This is a genomic window from Muriicola sp. E247, assembly GCF_041358175.1.
Taxonomy (GTDB): Bacteria; Bacteroidota; Bacteroidia; order Flavobacteriales; family Flavobacteriaceae; genus Muriicola.
The window spans coordinates 126,721-142,370 of record NZ_JBGKBE010000007.1 but is presented as its reverse complement, the minus strand read 5'-3'; the positions used below and the strand labels follow the sequence as shown (position 1 = coordinate 142,370).

13 protein-coding genes are annotated in these 15,650 nt (G+C 43.6%); 4 read left to right on the top strand and 9 right to left on the bottom strand.

All coding sequences use genetic code 11. The annotated features are described in order from the left end of the window. Positions 1–33 precede the first annotated feature (33 nt). Both ACA086_RS11195 and ACA086_RS11190 read right to left on the bottom strand, forming a co-directional pair. Positions 34–1,719 carry a RagB/SusD family nutrient uptake outer membrane protein gene (locus tag ACA086_RS11195; RefSeq protein ID WP_371003395.1) on the bottom strand — a complete coding sequence of 562 codons (1,686 nt, stop codon included), beginning with the start codon at positions 1,717–1,719 and terminating at the stop codon, positions 34–36. Between the two features lie 4 nt (positions 1,720–1,723). After that, on the bottom strand, positions 1,724–4,897 hold the full coding sequence (locus tag ACA086_RS11190) for a SusC/RagA family TonB-linked outer membrane protein (RefSeq protein ID WP_371003394.1): 3,174 nt from the start codon (positions 4,895–4,897) through the stop codon (positions 1,724–1,726). 303 nt (positions 4,898–5,200) lie between these two features. Here ACA086_RS11190 and ACA086_RS11185 point away from each other — a divergent pair, with 303 nt between their 5' ends. The 3 genes from ACA086_RS11185 to ACA086_RS11175 are packed head-to-tail and all read left to right on the top strand — an operon-like array spanning position 5,201 to position 8,511. Further along, a complete protein-coding gene (locus ACA086_RS11185) occupies positions 5,201–6,919 on the top strand; it encodes a GMC oxidoreductase (RefSeq protein ID WP_371003393.1) in 1,719 nt (572 codons plus the stop codon). A 4-nt stretch (positions 6,920–6,923) separates the two neighbouring features. Further along, a complete protein-coding gene (locus tag ACA086_RS11180) occupies positions 6,924–7,637 on the top strand; it encodes a gluconate 2-dehydrogenase subunit 3 family protein (protein WP_371003391.1) in 714 nt (237 codons plus the stop codon). 37 nt (positions 7,638–7,674) lie between these two features. Continuing rightward, positions 7,675–8,511, top strand: a complete 837-nt coding sequence (locus tag ACA086_RS11175) for a sugar phosphate isomerase/epimerase family protein (protein ID WP_371003390.1) — start codon at positions 7,675–7,677, stop codon at positions 8,509–8,511. Positions 8,512–8,516: 5 nt separating this feature from the next. Here the strand turns inward: ACA086_RS11175 and ACA086_RS11170 are convergent, their stop codons facing one another. Next, positions 8,517–9,620, bottom strand: coding sequence for a glycoside hydrolase family 130 protein (locus ACA086_RS11170; RefSeq protein ID WP_371003389.1), 1,104 nt, complete (start codon positions 9,618–9,620; stop codon positions 8,517–8,519). 78 nt (positions 9,621–9,698) lie between these two features. Here ACA086_RS11170 and ACA086_RS11165 point away from each other — a divergent pair, with 78 nt between their 5' ends. Continuing rightward, on the top strand, positions 9,699–10,412 hold the full coding sequence (locus ACA086_RS11165; RefSeq protein WP_371003388.1) for a M15 family metallopeptidase: 714 nt from the start codon (positions 9,699–9,701) through the stop codon (positions 10,410–10,412). Here the strand turns inward: ACA086_RS11165 and ACA086_RS11160 are convergent. The 6 genes from ACA086_RS11160 to tsaD all read right to left on the bottom strand — a co-directional run bounded on the left by ACA086_RS11160 (position 10,393) and on the right by tsaD (position 15,604). Then, a complete protein-coding gene (locus ACA086_RS11160) occupies positions 10,393–11,583 on the bottom strand; it encodes a class I SAM-dependent methyltransferase (RefSeq protein ID WP_371003386.1) in 1,191 nt (396 codons plus the stop codon). The genes ACA086_RS11165 and ACA086_RS11160 overlap by 20 nt on opposite strands. 7 nt (positions 11,584–11,590) lie before the next feature. After that, positions 11,591–12,691, bottom strand: coding sequence for an AI-2E family transporter (locus ACA086_RS11155; RefSeq protein WP_369747558.1), 1,101 nt, complete (start codon positions 12,689–12,691; stop codon positions 11,591–11,593). A gap of 3 nt (positions 12,692–12,694) precedes the next feature. Continuing rightward, positions 12,695–13,345, bottom strand: a complete 651-nt coding sequence (locus ACA086_RS11150) for a DUF4159 domain-containing protein (RefSeq protein ID WP_371003385.1) — start codon at positions 13,343–13,345, stop codon at positions 12,695–12,697. A 92-nt stretch (positions 13,346–13,437) separates the two neighbouring features. Further along, entirely contained in the window at positions 13,438–14,145 is a 708-nt protein-coding gene (locus ACA086_RS11145; RefSeq protein ID WP_371003384.1) for a 16S rRNA (uracil(1498)-N(3))-methyltransferase, read from the bottom strand. Between the two features lie 14 nt (positions 14,146–14,159). Further along, positions 14,160–14,504, bottom strand: a complete 345-nt coding sequence (locus ACA086_RS11140; RefSeq protein WP_371003383.1) for a TfoX/Sxy family protein — start codon at positions 14,502–14,504, stop codon at positions 14,160–14,162. A gap of 74 nt (positions 14,505–14,578) precedes the next feature. Further along, the gene (gene tsaD / locus ACA086_RS11135) at positions 14,579–15,604 is read right to left on the bottom strand and encodes a tRNA (adenosine(37)-N6)-threonylcarbamoyltransferase complex transferase subunit TsaD (RefSeq protein WP_371003381.1); all 1,026 of its coding nucleotides are present in this window, start codon (positions 15,602–15,604) and stop codon (positions 14,579–14,581) included. Between the last annotated feature and the right edge of the window lie 46 nt (positions 15,605–15,650).

The following is a 15,650-nucleotide window of genomic DNA, read 5'->3' as shown; positions in this document are numbered from 1 at the left end:
ACATGCCCTGTTTTCTAAAAAGGTTGGTTTGGCCTAGAATCCCGGATTCTGTGTCAACACTCCTCCACTTAAGTCGATAGCATTGATCGGAATCGGCATTAGATTCATATTTGGCATATAAGTTCCAGCTTTGGTTCCAAAGTTGGGAATTGTTCTGGCTTCATTCTGTACATAAGCGTTGAGTACGCTTTCAGAAACCCCCCATCTTCTGAGATCAAAGAGACGGTGGCCTTCCATGGCCAGTTCCAGTCTGCGTTCGAAGCGAACAGCCTTACGGGCTTCAGTCTGATCAGCAAAAGAAGGATATGGCTCTATCTGGTAATTAGCCGCAGGCCCTGTACCCGTATCGTTTTGCACATAGGTCATATTCTTGGCCCGGTTTCTAACCTGATTCACATAATCAAGAGCCGTTGCCAGATCATTAGCCTCAACAGCTGCTTCTGCAGCCATCAGCAATACATCTGCAAATCTGATAATATGGTAGTTAACTCCGGAATGCTGCTGTCCCCATGCTCCTGTTCCCACATTGCCATCTTCGCCAGCCTGGTAAACATTCTTTTTAGAAAGGTAAGGACCTGATATATCGGCATCAGATGCCCTTATCCAGTCCTGACCTACATGTGGTCCGTATCCATTATAGTCGATTCCCCTTCTCCCCACAGTATAATCCAATCTTGGATCAAGTGGCCCGGCATGTGGAGTAAAAGGATCAGCGCTTGCCAGATCCTGATCATTTGTCACATCGGTCTGATTAAAGGTATCGAGTAATGGTAACCCTGTACCATCGGTCTGATATGCATTTACAAGGTCCTGAGTAGGCTGATAGAAACCGCAGCAGGATCCAAAGGGTCCCGGATTGGGAAAATTCAAAGTACCTCCTCTGTTTCCATTAAAAGACTGTCCTCCATCGGTAGTAAACTGAATGGAGAATATAGCTTCAGATCCGTTCTCTCCTGCAAGGGAGAAATTGGCAAGGAATTCAGGGTTCAGTGAATAGGGTCCATTGTTGATAACATCAGTAAATAAAGGAGCCGCTGCCGCATAATCTGACTGGTGCATATGCACTTTTCCCATATAAGCTTTTGCTGTCCAGGAAGTAGGACGCCCTACATCTGCCTGAGACGCAGGCAAATTGTCGATGGCGTACTGGAAATCAGCTTCGATCTGGTCCCAGATTGGTCCTGAATTGGGCTGATTAAATTCCGTGTTAGCAAAATTCTCTTCAGAGATGTAAGGAACATTACCGAACATCTTTTGAAGTTCAAAGTTATAATGTCCTCTGAGAAACCTGGCTTCTGCCAATTGAGAAGAGAAGTCTCCCTCGGGAATGTTGTTTATAAGATTGATTACAGCGTTAGCTCTGTTCACCCCTGCAAATCGACCATCCCATACTGTAAGATAAGGATTAGCTGATGTCCAGTCGTAAATCTCCAAAAGGTAAAGGTCGGCCTGATCTCCGTCAGTACTCCCTTTATGGGCGTCATCCGAGATCACATCAAACCACCAGTTATCACCACTAACGGTCCAGTCGGCGCCTCCCTGGTTATTTCGAATTCCGTCCAATACGGAATAAGCCCCAACCAGTAAGAGATTCACACCTTGTTCATTTTGCAGTGTCGCGTCACTCAGGGCTCCAATAGCCGGCACGTCTGTAAAATCATCGCTACAAGCAAAAATTGCAGCGAATAAGGTTAAATAATAAAAGATTCTCTTTTTCATTTTTTTAGAATTTTGTGTTTATACCAATTGTAAGTATTTGTGCAAGTGGGAATACAGGATTTGGTCCATCCACACCTAAAGATAAGTTATCTGTAGAAATTACTTCAGGATTTAATCCTTCGTAATCCGTGATAGTGAACAGGTTGGTACCCTGTATATATACCCGGAACATATCCAGTCCGATAGAGCTGGCGATGTTTTCATCAAAAGTATATCCTATCTGTAGATTCTTCAATCGCATAAAGGATGCGTCTTCTACAAAATAAGAATTAGGCTGTGTTTCTGCATTCGTAATGGACTGACTCAATGCAGGTAATGTAGCATTGGTATTTGATGGTGTCCAGGAATCCAGTACACGAGTACTTCGGTTACCGTTAAAGAAGGTAGGGAAGTCTGTAAAGATCTTCTGATAGTTGTACGCATCATTCCCTGAGGATCCTGAGAAAAATGCTGACATATCAAACCCTTTAAAGTTCAAGGCTATGTTGATACCATAGGTGAAATCAGGGTGTGGAGATCCAATATAGGTTCTGTCGTCATCATTGATGGTTCCGTCTCCATTGACATCTTCATAGGTGAAACGTCCACTGCCGTCAAAACCTGTTACCCTGCGTCCGTAGTATTCAGAGATTGCTCGTCCGACCTCGGTACGAGTTACAGCCCCTCCCCTGAGATCAGTTCTTCCTATCTGGAAATCACTGATCAGGTTCTGAACTTCATTCTTATACCTGGAAATATTTGCATCGATGGAATAATTCAGGCCAAAAGAGGTCTCATCGCTATAACCTAAAGCTAAATCAAAACCAGTGTTTTGGATATCTCCAAGGTTTACCAATGGCGCCGTAGCATCAATTGCTGTTGTACTGATAAGGCTCAGATCACGGGTGATCAAATCCTTAGTATCAATATCAAAGTATTCGAAGGATACAGAAAGTTTATTGTTGAATAACCCCATATCAAAACCAAAGTTGGTTGTGACACTGGTCTCCCAACGCAAATCGGGATTTCCTACCTGACTCAGAATCGCCCCGGTAGAAATGGAACTTCCATTTAAGGCGTAGTTAGCAAGACCTTCGTTAAGATTTGAAATATTAATAGTTGGGTTACTAGACGGCAAGGTCTGGTTTCCTAATTCCCCGTAAGAGGCTTTCAACCTTAATCTGCTTACCCATCCATCCTGAGGGAAGAAATCCTCGTCGCTGATCTTCCAACCTGCACTAAAGGAAGGGAAGGTCTGACTCTGATTGTCCCCTAGGAATCTTGAGGATTTATCATTACGCAGGGTAACCGTTGCAAAATACTTGCCCTGGTACGAATAGTTGGCCGTACCGAAGATGGAGAATAATGTATTTCCTCCGTCGTAGGCAAAATCTACGTTAGGTGTTCCACTACCATTACTCAGCAAATAGAAATCGGGTGTTTCAAAAAGAAACCCATTACGACTAATTTGCTTCCCTTTGCTGTTTTCCTGAACGGCCTCAACCCCGGCAAGGGCATTGATGTTGTGCTCTCCAAATACTCCGTTATAGTTAAGAACGTTGTTCCATGTCCAGGAATAATTGTTGATATCCTGCTCAAACAGTGTATTAGTAGACAATGGCTCTATAAATTCAGGATCTAAAGCCTGGAATCTTCTTTGGCTGAAATTCTCTATGTTTCCACTCACTGTTGTTTTAAAGGTCAGACCTTCGTAAAGCTGAGCTTGTAAATACACATCTCCGAAAACACGGAAGATTTTGTTGTAATTGTCTGAACCTCTTGAGAGCAATGCCACAGGGTTACGCGTATTACTCAAACCAGGACCACCTGATCCGGCAAAATCTCCTTCATCGTCAAAAACGGGTACCAGCGGTGTAAATCTGTAAGCCATATTGATGGCCTCGAGCGTTCCCTCTTGTTGGCGGGAAAAAGAGGCATTGAGGTGTTCCCCAATAGTGATGAACTCGCCAATTTTGAATTCAGAGTTCAATCGGGTTACTCCTTGTTTAAATCCGGTATCATTTAGGATACCTTCACGATTCAGGTAGTTAGCAGAGAGGAAGTATCTCCCGGTTTCATTACCATTGGAAATCGATAGATCAAAATTTTGTGTAGGTGCATTCTGGGTGATTTCATCAAACCAGTTTGTTCCGTTTGGTTGTTTAACTGTCGCCGTACGAGGAGCTCTTGTTATAGGGTCGTAGGAGACAACTCTAGTGTAGTCCTGAACAGTGGTTGGTACAACCGGCGAAGGACCATTTCCGTATTGAGGGTGTTCAACAGATGCCCCGTCATTGGCAAGACTCTGGAAAATCATTTCCCCGTGTTGCTGCACGTTTAACATGTTGGGCAGATTCGTCGCTCTGGAAATACCGGTGTAAGCATTAAAAGTCACGGTAGGCTCGGCCTGGTTGTAACTTCCGCTTTTGGTAGTGATAATAACTACCCCGTTAGATGCCCTGGCACCATAAATCGCCGCTGCTCCATCCTTTAAGACGTTGATCTGCTCAATATCTCCAGGATTTATACTATTAAGGATAGAAGGATTGTCTGTCTGTACGCCATCAATAATATAGAGTGGGTTGGTATTATTACTGGTTCCAAAACCACGGATGACAATTTTCGGTGAGGAACCCGGTGTACCGGCATTGGTCACTGTAACACCAGTAACCCGTCCTTCGAGTGCCTCTGCGGCATTCACCAAAGGTGCTTTGGTGGCCTCACTGATATCAACGGATGCAACAGAACCGGTAATATCTCCCCTGGTCTGGGTAGAGTAACCCGTTACGACAACTTCAGAGAGCTGACTGGCATCTTCTGCCATTTGAACGTCAATTCTGCTTTGTCCGTTAATGGGCACTTCCTGCCGGGCAAATCCGATATAACTAAAAACAAGTACATCGTTGGCATTGGCTGTGATGGTGTAGTTTCCATCAAAATCGGTTTGGGTACCATTGGTGGTTCCTTTTACCACTACGTTTGCTCCCGGAAGTGGAGCTCCGAGGTCGTCGGTTACCGTTCCGGTGACTGTTTGCTGAACATTTTCTTCAAGTCCATCGTCCGGAATCATAACCGGATTGGCAAATGCGACGGATACTGAAAAAAATAAGAGCAGAGAAAACATCCCTGCTAATGCGGATTTCGCGAATGAATTCCACTTCCCCGGATTTAACCCGGGTTGGGTAAATTTTCGATTCATAATCGTGTCTCGTTTAGTTAGTTAATGACTATCTCTTTAATTAATTCATCCTACGATATCGATTGCGTAAAATGTTAAAAAATTAAAAATCAAATATAATATTACTAAAATAATGTGAAAGCCTCCAAAAGATTCGCGAAATTTTTACGAATTAATCATGTTAAATTATTGTAGACTTTATAGGATATGTCTTCAGAAACAAATGTAATCCTAGGTCTCATTTATTTTTTTAAGCTAAAATTTAAATAGACCAGATGTCCAATTTAATTTTTAACTTGTCTCCATATCCATAAACTATTTCCAATGCAAATCAAAGAATCTACTGCTCTGTACGATGCCATCATTGTTGGCTCTGGGGCGGGAGGCGGTATGTCTGCTAAAGTTCTGGCTGATGCCGGACTAAAAATTGCTGTCGTGGAAGCGGGGCCCTATTTTGATCCGGCAGATCCAAAGCAAATGACCCAGTTGAAATGGCCTTATGAATCGCCCAGAAGAGGTGCGGGAACCTCCCGGTCATTCGGAGAATTTGATATGGCCTACGGTGGATGGGAAATTGAAGGAGAGCCATATACCCAAAAGGACGATACTAATTTCTGGTGGTACCGATCACATATGCTTGGAGGTCGGACGAATCACTGGGGCAGGATATCCCTTCGATTTGGCCCCAAGGACTTTAAGCACAAGGATGTGGATGGCCTGGGTGATAACTGGCCCATTGGATACGAAGATGTAAAACCTTATTACGATAAAGTAGATAAACTAATAGGTGTATTTGGAACCAATGAAGGATTACCAAACGATCCAGATGGTTTTTTTCTCCCCCCACCCAAACCCAGGCTACACGAGTTATTCTATATCAAAGGTGCCCGGAATTTAAATATTCCGGTGATTCCTTCGCGTATGTCAATGCTCACCAAAAAGATCAACAATGATAGGGGAGTTTGTTTCTATTGTGGACAATGTTCCCGTTCCTGTCAGGTGTATGCCGATTTCTCATCGGGTTCCTGCCTGATATTTCCCGCCCAGAAAAGTGGAGGGCAGGTAGACCTGTATGTGAATTCAGTGGTGAGGGAAGTGACCACAAATGAAGAAGGAAAGGCTACAGGCGTATCTTATATTAATAAAGAAGATCGGAAAGAATACAAATTAAAGGGAAAAGTGGTCGTCCTCGCAGCGTCAGCCTGTAGCTCTGCACGTATCCTTTTAAACTCAAAAAGTAAACAACATCCCAATGGCCTCGGGAACAGTAGCAACCTGGTTGGGAAATATTTGCACGATTCAACCGGGAGCAGCAGAGCTGGTTTTATTCCCGGCTTGATGAATCGAAAAATGTACAATGAAGACGGAGTAGGAGGGATGCACGTCTACACCCCCTGGTGGTTAGATAATAAGGATCTCGACTTCCCCCGTGGTTACCACATTGAAGTGTGGGGTGGCATCGGTATGCCCAATTATGGATTTGGATTTAATCCCAATGACTTCAATAAATTTTTTGGGCTACCTACCGGAGGGTACGGACCTTCCCTCCGGGAGGACGTAAAAAAATACTATGGCTCCGTTATCGGATTCGGGGGAAGGGGTGAAGCCATAGCACGGGAAGACAATTATTGTGAGATTGACCCTACTACAGTGGATGAGTTCGGGATTCCGGTACTCCGCTTTAAGTACCAATGGTCTGATTTTGAAAAGAAGCAGGCAAAACACATGCAGGAGACCTTTGAAGAACTAATCCACAGTATGGGAGGGGAACCACTGGGCGATACGCCAACCAAGGAACAGGATTACGGACTACTTGCACCCGGGATGATCATTCACGAAGTGGGCACTACCCGGATGGGTGACGATCCTAAAAAATCGGTCGTGAATCGTTTTCAGCAATTACACGATACTGATAATGTCTTTATCACTGATGCCGGCCCGTTTGTATCACAGGCAGACAAGAATTGTACATGGACCATCCTGGCACTATCATGGAGAGCATCAGATTATATTGTAGAACAATTGAAGCAACAAAACATTTAAGGAGATGGACAGAAGAAAAAGTATAAAATCGATCTTACTGGGTTCTGTGGCCGGAGGCTTGGCCATTCACGGCTGTAAACCGGGTGAAGAGAACGAGGCATTGGCCCAGGAAATTCTCAAGGACACCAATTACTTTGGTCGTACTCAGGAAGAGTTGGAGGAGATCGAGAAACTCAATGCAGAGCAATTTTTTAATGAACACGAACTCGAAACCATTGATGTACTGAGCAATCTGATCTTGCCCCCGAATGAAAACGGAGGCCCGACAGAGGCAGGGGTTCCCGATTTCGTTGAATTTATGGCCAAGGATATTCCGGAGTTGCAAACCACCCTCAGGGGGGGTCTAATGTGGCTCGATCACAAAAGCAATACCGATTACGGTACAGAGTTCAAGGTAACGGAGGAGGCCTCCCAGAAAGAGATCCTGGATGCTATTGCTTTCTACGATTCGGAAATCCCCATGGACGACCACCCTCTGGAAGTTCAGTTTTTTAACCTGATGCGTAACTTAACCTTAACCGGGTACTACACTTCTAAAGTGGGGATTAAAGACCTGGGATACCAGGGAAATATGCCCAATATCTGGGACGGGGTTCCTCAGGAGGTGCTGGATCAACACGGAATGGCATATGAGGAGGAGTGGCTTGCGAAATGTGTGGACCAGAGCAAACGAGCGGTGATCGCCGAATGGGATGAAAATGGCAATTTGCTCACTTAAAGAATCAACAATCTGATCAAAATCATTTATAAATACTATGGATAAATTTAAAAGTTTTTATTTACTCGTTCTGATAACTTTAATGGCAATGCCTTCCCTGATGGGACAGGAGGTGGGACTGCAGCTATACAGCCTGAGGGATCAGTTTAAAAATGACGTTGAAGGTACGCTGAAAACCATACACGATTGGGGCATTACTAAGATTGAAGGGGGCGATACCTACGGCCTGCCACTTGACGAATTTATCACTCTCCTGAAAAAGTACGAACTCGAAGTAGTTAGTGTAGGTGCCTCATTTGAGGAATTAGAAAACAATCCGGAAGGGGTGGTTGAAAAAGCCAAAGCTTATGGTGCTTCCTATGTTATGTGTGCCTGGATCCCTCATGATGGGGATAATTTTACTATAGAAGACACCAAAAAGGCAGTTGATGTTTTCAATACCGCAGGGGAAATTTTAGACAGGGATAATATTATTCTTACCTATCACCCTCATGGATATGAATTCAGGCCTCATGGGGAAGGCACCCTCTTTGATTACATGTCTGAGAATGCCGAAGACTTCTATTTTGAAATGGATGTCTACTGGGTGCAGCACGGAGGAGCAGATCCGATGGAGTTATTGAACAGGTACTCCGATCAGTTTGTCCTTATGCATCTGAAGGATATGGAAAAAGGAGTGAAAGGGAATGATACCGGACATGAAGATGTAGAAACCAATGTTGTTCTCGGGACCGGGCAGATAGATATGTCCGCGATCGTGGCAAAAGCAAAAGAACTGGGAATTAAATACCTGTTTATAGAGGACGAATCTTCCCGGGTAGTGGAACAGGTCCCTAAGAGTCTGGCCTATCTCAAGACCCTTAAGAACCAATAAAATTCCTATTCCTTTTGTGATTCTGCTATGGCAACGCCTACCATGGAATCGGCTGTGCCGTAATAGAGGAACCATTTATTTTTATAGTATACCAAACCTTCCACAAAGGTAGTTCCGGCCTGGTATTGCCCGCTGGTCTCATGAGGCAGGCTTGGACATATAAATGGTTCGGAAAGACGTTTTAAGAACTTAGCTGGATTCTCCCCACTGAATAACACCTGCCCGCCACAATAGGTATTCTCCGCAACCATCGTTCCTGCGCCCTCACCACTGAGATTTTTCCCATTGTAAAGTACCAGGATACCATTATCTGTATAGAGGGCCGGTGGTCCGGGTTCTACCAAATGACTGTCGAAATCCTCCAGTGTAGGTTCTAAAACATGAAGTAGTTCCCCCTCATCATCCAGTAGGGGTTCCCAATTGACACCATCCTCAGAGCTGGCTACATTCATAAATAATTCACCCCAGTACATCCAGTATTTATCCATTATTTTCTTAGCGATGAGTCGGCCATCCACCAATTCGGTAACGACAGAGCCCGACTTGCTCCAGATATCGAGGAAACGACCCTGATGTGCCTTTTGGAAAACAGGACCTTTCTTTTCCCATGATCTTAAATCCTGTGATACGGCTGCAGAAAGTCGTGCCGTTTTTGCATTCCAACTGGTGTATAACATCAGGTAAGTTCCATCAGCTAATTCAACTACTCGTGGGTCCTCAACTCCACCGGGTTGATCCCAAATGGCAAAGTCGTCATTGTCCGGATATAGAACCGGATCGTCATACTTGGTAAAATGAATGCCATCTGTGCTATAAGCCAGCCCAATTCTGGAAGTTCTTCCTCCCAGGATGGCCGTGGGATCGTCTTCTGCCCTGAAGAGCAGAAATACAGTGTCGTTTCGCACTATGGCGCCGGGATTGAAGACATCTGCCTTTTGCCATTGAACAACGGTTTTATCTATTGGATCATTGAATACTGCTGTACTATCGGCCTGTAGGATTGGATTGGTTGCAGGTTTTTCAAAGTTGAGAAGCCATGGACTCTGAGCTGTTAAGGAACATCCACAAAATGTTAGGACAAAAAACGAAATTACTTTGAGGGATTGCATCTGTATCTTGATTTACCTTGTAAGGTACGCCTTTTTGATATTATCCTTACTTTTAAATCGGTATATAAAAATCTCGACTTGAAAATAAAATTTCAGCTCCTTCTGATACTACTCTTCATCTTTGGCTGCAAGGAGAAAGGCAGTGATAAATTGAAAGAAATCCCATTAGAGGTAAAAGAACAGCCAGTAGATACAGTAAAGGCTACTGAAGTTAAGGAGCCTTTGCCTTCACTTATTGAATTGGCCGATACTACCTTTGTACGGCTTGCAGATTACAGCTCTGATTTTTCTTTTGATATGCGATATGCCACAACAAATAACTTCCTTAAAACCAAGGTGTACGATTGTCCGGAATGCTATACCCGAAATAAAACGGCTCAGGCGCTTATCGCAGCAAATACAGAATTAAAGAAAAAGGGATTCAGGATCAGGTTCTTTGATTGTTACCGACCCAATTCCGTTCAATACAAGATGTGGGAAATATACCCCAATCCGCAATATGTAGCTAACCCGGATAAAGGATCAATTCACAATAGGGGCGGGGCTGTAGATATTACCCTTGAAACCCTCGATGGGAAAGTACTGGATATGGGTACCGATTTCGATTTCTTCGGCAGGGAGGCGCATCACGATTACTTCGATTTACCGGAGGAAGTACTCCGAAACAGGGCGCTTCTCAAAGAGGTGATGGAGGCTCACGGTTTTTGGTCGGTACGAACGGAATGGTGGCATTACAACCTGGGAAAAGCCACAAGGGATCCGGTTGCAAACTTTAATTGGAAGTGTCCTTAGAACATTGAATAACAATACGTTGATTACCCTTATTTGTAGTAAAAAATAAATAGTTGTCCCCTCCGTCTTTTATCTGGTATTTTTTCCTGATTCCGGCGACGCTTTCAGGAAAATTCCGGGTGCTTACATTTGCTTTAACGCCTTTAAACCTTTTCATGGATTTATTGCTGAAGGGTATAGTTTCTATGATTTTGAACACCCGTCCCGGGAAAGGAAGCAATGAATCTGAAGTATAAAGATGACTGTTTTCATGAAGTTTATTTACATCAAATGCTGCGCACAATGACCTGAATCCGCCGGCTTTGAGTATAGCACTGTTGGGCTCGTACAAAAAGGTCTGTGGATCGGTGTAAGAGCACATGGATGACTTTTCTTCCTGCCGATGAAATTGGAAGGCCTGTTGCTCATTCTTCATAAAATTAATCGTCCTGATTTTTATATCTGAAACAGGCTTGTCATTTCTGAGGATCCACAATAATTCCTTTACCTCATTGCTAACGGCAATAATATGGATCTCGTCAACATGTTTCAATTGCCCTATGCCGGCGCTGAGGTCGAGCAGGGGGGAGGTTTTAATCATTATCGCCCGGGCTTTTGAAAGCAGAAGATCGAGGTGCATTACTACATCAGGGGTGCAGTCGGAGAGCTGGAATACTTTGTTTTTAGACTCATCACGTCTGCTGGGATCGATATAGATCCAGTCGAATCCCAGGCTTGTATTTCTCAGGAACTCTATCCCGTCCTCACTGCGAAAGTCCACATTGTCAATTCCTAAAGATGTGGCATTGTGACTCACTATTTCATGCAATTCAGGGTCTATTTCACAATGAGTTATATGCGGTAATTTCCGACTGAAAAAATAAGTATCTACTCCGAAGCCTCCTGTGAGATCCGCAAGCCGGTTTCCACTGACCAAAGCCGCTTTGTATTCTGCGGTTTTTTCGGAAGAGGTCTGCTCCAGATTTACTTTTTCAGGGTAGTATATCCCGGGAGTTTTAAACCAGGTTGGAAGCTTTTGTTTTGCCTTTTTCTTTCCCTCTAGCTGTTGTGCAAGTTCCTGTTGGGAAATTTCAGGAAAATGGGGCTTTGAAAGCAAAACTGACACGATGTCAGTATCGTAATTATTTTTTATAAAAGACTGTACACCAGTTTTTAATATATTTTTATTCAAACTAAAACTATAAATCTTCAGTGAGTTTATTTACGATCTTATTATCGGCCAGAAACTCCTTTAAAATCACCTTAATTGCCGTATATCCGGGTACGGCTACAATCATCCCCAGGACACCGAAAAGCAAACCGGCTATAATAATCACCAGGAAGATTTCCAGCGGATGAGATTTTACACTGTTTGAGAAAATAAAAGGTTGTGAAAAGAAATTATCGATCAGCTGACCAATTGCAAAACCGATGAGCACATATCCGGTTTTTGGAAGGATAACCTCGGTAAAATCTGCCCCCAGGTTTGAAGTCATGGAAAGAGTAACCATAAGTACTGCTCCGATAATAGGTCCGATATATGGAATGATGTTAAACAGGGCACAAAGGAAGGCGATAACAATCGCATTTGGTATGCCTACGATCAACAGAACGATGGTATAGATAACAAAGAGGATCATGATCTGAAAAAGCAGGCCAACAAAATAACGGGATAGCAATCCATTTATCTTGTTTATGGAATTCACCATTCCCGACTCCTTATTATCCGGAACGAATGTCAGGAGTCCACGTTGAAACAGGGAACTGTCCTTGAGAAAGAAAAACGAAATAAACAGTACTGAGAATAATCCAATTCCGGCAGCGCTAAGGGTATTGACAAAGGTGTTAAGGATGTTGGGGATAAAGCCAATGTCGAGGCCTTCGATCATATTTTTCTCCAGTTCTGTACCTTTTATCAGATCATTGACCTGATCGGGCGAAGCCCCGAAATAGAGGATAATCTCCTGATACAGTGAACCGATTTTTGACCTCAGTTCCTCAATATTTAGTAGAGAAAGATTTGCAGCCTGTTCAGCCACTAAGGGAAAAAACAAGGCAATAATCCCTGCAAGAACGGCAACCATGAGTAACATGGTTGTGATTACAGCCAGTGTATTTGCGAATTTGAGACGCTTCCTTAGAAAAAGCACAACAGGCCTTCCGATAAGCGCGACGACCGCCGCCATAGAAAGGTAAGCCAGGACCGATCTGATCTCGTAAAGAAAGTACATGAGAATAGCGATACCAGCCAGTATGCCGATCGCACGTACTATACCTTTGGAAATTGTAATGGAATTCATAATCTAATTCTTAAAAGCATACTGTATGATGTTCGCCCCCATTTGAAGCGCCTTTTGCCTTACCTCCGGAGGGTCGTTGTGAACTTCCGGGTCTTCCCATCCATCACCCAGATCACTCTCAAAAGTAAACAGGAGTACTAACCGGTTTTTGTCGAAAATGCCCAATGCCTGCGGCCTTTTTCCATCGTGTTCATGGATCTTGGGCAGGCCGTTCGGAAACTTAAATCGTTCTGAAAAAATGGGGTGTTCAGTACTAATTTCCTCCAGTTCCTTTTCGGGAAATATCTTTTTCAGCTCTTTCTTAAGGTAAGGTTCCATCCCGTAATTATCATCGATATGTAAGAAGCCACCAGCTAGGAGATAAGTCCTGAGGTTGCTCGCTTCTTCATCACTAAAAAATATATTGCCATGGCCGGTCATGTGTATGTAGGGATATTGAAACAACAGAGCGCTTCCGGGTTCTACGGTCTGAGGTTTTGGGTTGATCTCCGTACGGATAGTTTGATTGCAATATCGGATGAGGTTGGGTAAGGCAGTGGGATTTGCATACCAATCACCTCCGCCCTTGTATTTTAAAACGGCGATTTCCTGTGCTGTTGCTGTCTGGAATATCATTCCAAAACCAATTGTGATTAACAAAGCGAAATTTCTCATCCTTTTGTCATTTGAGCACTCAAAAGTACATAATAAGAGGCGTAATCTGCGATCCGGGACTTTCACAACTGTTCCGGGTACTTATTCTACATTTATCTGCTGTTAAAAACAGCTACCGCGGTGCATGCGTATATTGCTGCGGTTTCGGTGCGTAGCCTGCTTTCCCCGAGCGAGACTGATAAGAATCCTTTCTCGTAGGCCAGATCCACCTCTTTCTCCGTAAAATCGCCTTCCGGCCCTATCATGATAGTAATACGCTTATCCGGGGCGATCCTTCGTTTGAGCTCCACTTTTTCTTCTTCATGACAATGGGCAATAAATCGGATCCCAGGATGATCCATTTCCAGAAATTCTTTCAGACTCACTGCCGGATGCAAAATGGGAAGATAGGCCCTTTGAGATTGCTTCATCGCTCCCTGAATCACCTTCTGTAACCGATCCATCTTCAGTGATTTTCTTTCAGATCTGGAACATATTATAGGGGTGATCTCATTGATCCCGATTTCCGTGGCCTTCTCCAGAAACCATTCAAAGCGGTCGTTACTTTTTGTTGGGGCAACCGCCATATGGAGGGAATGCATCTTAGGATGTCTTTTCTCTGATGATACAATGGTGGCCGTAGTGTTTTTAGGATCGGGGCTCTCCAATGCCGCTACGAAAATCCTGCCCCTGCCGTTGGTCACATGGAACTGATCTCCTTTTTTCTTCCTCAGTACTTTTAGCAGATGTTTACTTTCTTCGGGACTTAAAGTAAATTCGCTTGACGATTTGGTAATTTCCGGATTGTAAAATAATTGCATATGCCTTTGGTGTATTATAATTTTAATTTGCGACGAGCATGTTCAATACCCAAAGCAATCCATTTCTGCAGTTCTTCTTCACTTTGATAGGCCTCCTGCGAAACAAAAATAAATTCTTTCATCGGTTTTTTGGTAAAATCCATAGCTCGGACACTTTCAATAGTGAGCATGTCCTCCATTTTTTCCTCAACGACCCTTACTACCAGTTCGTCGCCAATGATTCCGATTGTCATTTTGCCTTTCAGAAGAAAAGCCAGTCCACCAAACATTTTCTTTTCCGTAATATCAGAACGTAAAGTTTCTGGATAAGTGTGGAACGCTATCCGAATTCTTTCGGCCAATACATCGTCAAAGGGCATGGACTATGAGTTGTGGAATCGAGAGTGATAAATATAGCTCATTTTCCGAAACAGTTTATTTTTCGTTTCCTGATTCAGGGAATGATATATCTCGCCTTGGCTGTTACACTTTGATCGGTAAACTTCCCTTCGCGAAATTTCAGATACCCCACGATCCCAATCATAGCTGCATTATCTGTGCAATATTCGAACTTTGGAATATAAGTGGTCCAGCCCAATTGGCTCTCCGTATTTTTTAATGCGATTCTAATTCCTGAATTGGCAGAAACACCACCCCCGATGGCCACCCGTTTTATTCCGGTCTGTTTAACAGCTTTTTTAAGTTTATCCATCAAAATTTCAACAATAGTATATTGGATGGAAGCACAGATATCTTCCCTGTTTTGTTCGATAAAGTTCGGATTTGCTGCAGTTTCCCGTTGAATAAAATACAGTATACTGGTTTTTAGTCCGCTGAAACTGAAATTTAGCCCTTTTACTTTTGGTTTTGGAAAGGGATAGGCTTGGGGATTTCCTTTTTGCGCCAGTTTATCAACCAGGGGACCCCCCGGATAAGGCAATCCGATAATTTTTGCCGTTTTGTCGAAGGCTTCACCCACCGCATCATCGAGAGTTTCACCCAGAATTTCCATGTCGAAATAATTACGGACAAGCACGATTTGTGTATGGCCTCCACTTATCGTTAATGCCAGGAAAGGAAAATCAGGACGCTCAAAGCCTTCTTCCCGAATAAAATGTGCGAGGATATGAGCTTGCATGTGGTTTACTTCGATAAGTGGAATTCCCAGACCAAGCGCCAGAGATTTGGCAAAGGAAGTACCCACCAGAAGGGATCCCATAAGGCCGGGTCCTCTGGTAAATGCTATGGCTGATAGCTGATTTTTGTCGATCTTTGCCTTAGCCAGAGCCTGGTGGATCACCGGGACAATATTTTGCTGGTGTGCCCTTGATGCTAATTCCGGAACCACACCGCCGTATTCTTCGTGAATTTTCTGTGTGGCTACCACATTGCTAAGCGTGGTATCATTGCACATAACGGCAGCTGAAGTATCGTCACAGGAAGATTCTATGGCCAGTATGTATATATTTTGTTTTTTCACCTAGCTTTGGAATAATTATTGGTCGCACAAAGGTAAATCATATCGT

Excerpts from the sequence above, each read along its gene's own strand:
- ACA086_RS11195 (WP_371003395.1), bottom strand. The coding sequence starts at position 1,719 with ATGAAAAAGAGAATCTTTTATTATTTAACCTTATTCGCTGCAATTTTT.
- ACA086_RS11190 (WP_371003394.1), bottom strand. The coding sequence starts at position 4,897 with ATGAATCGAAAATTTACCCAACCCGGGTTAAATCCGGGGAAGTGGAAT.
- ACA086_RS11185 (WP_371003393.1), top strand. The coding sequence starts at position 5,201 with ATGCAAATCAAAGAATCTACTGCTCTGTACGATGCCATCATTGTTGGC.
- ACA086_RS11180 (WP_371003391.1), top strand. The coding sequence starts at position 6,924 with ATGGACAGAAGAAAAAGTATAAAATCGATCTTACTGGGTTCTGTGGCC.
- ACA086_RS11175 (WP_371003390.1), top strand. The coding sequence starts at position 7,675 with ATGGATAAATTTAAAAGTTTTTATTTACTCGTTCTGATAACTTTAATG.
- ACA086_RS11170 (WP_371003389.1), bottom strand. The coding sequence starts at position 9,620 with ATGCAATCCCTCAAAGTAATTTCGTTTTTTGTCCTAACATTTTGTGGA.
- ACA086_RS11155 (WP_369747558.1), bottom strand. The coding sequence starts at position 12,691 with ATGAATTCCATTACAATTTCCAAAGGTATAGTACGTGCGATCGGCATA.
- ACA086_RS11150 (WP_371003385.1), bottom strand. The coding sequence starts at position 13,345 with ATGAGAAATTTCGCTTTGTTAATCACAATTGGTTTTGGAATGATATTC.
- ACA086_RS11145 (WP_371003384.1), bottom strand. The coding sequence starts at position 14,145 with ATGCAATTATTTTACAATCCGGAAATTACCAAATCGTCAAGCGAATTT.
- ACA086_RS11140 (WP_371003383.1), bottom strand. The coding sequence starts at position 14,504 with ATGCCCTTTGACGATGTATTGGCCGAAAGAATTCGGATAGCGTTCCAC.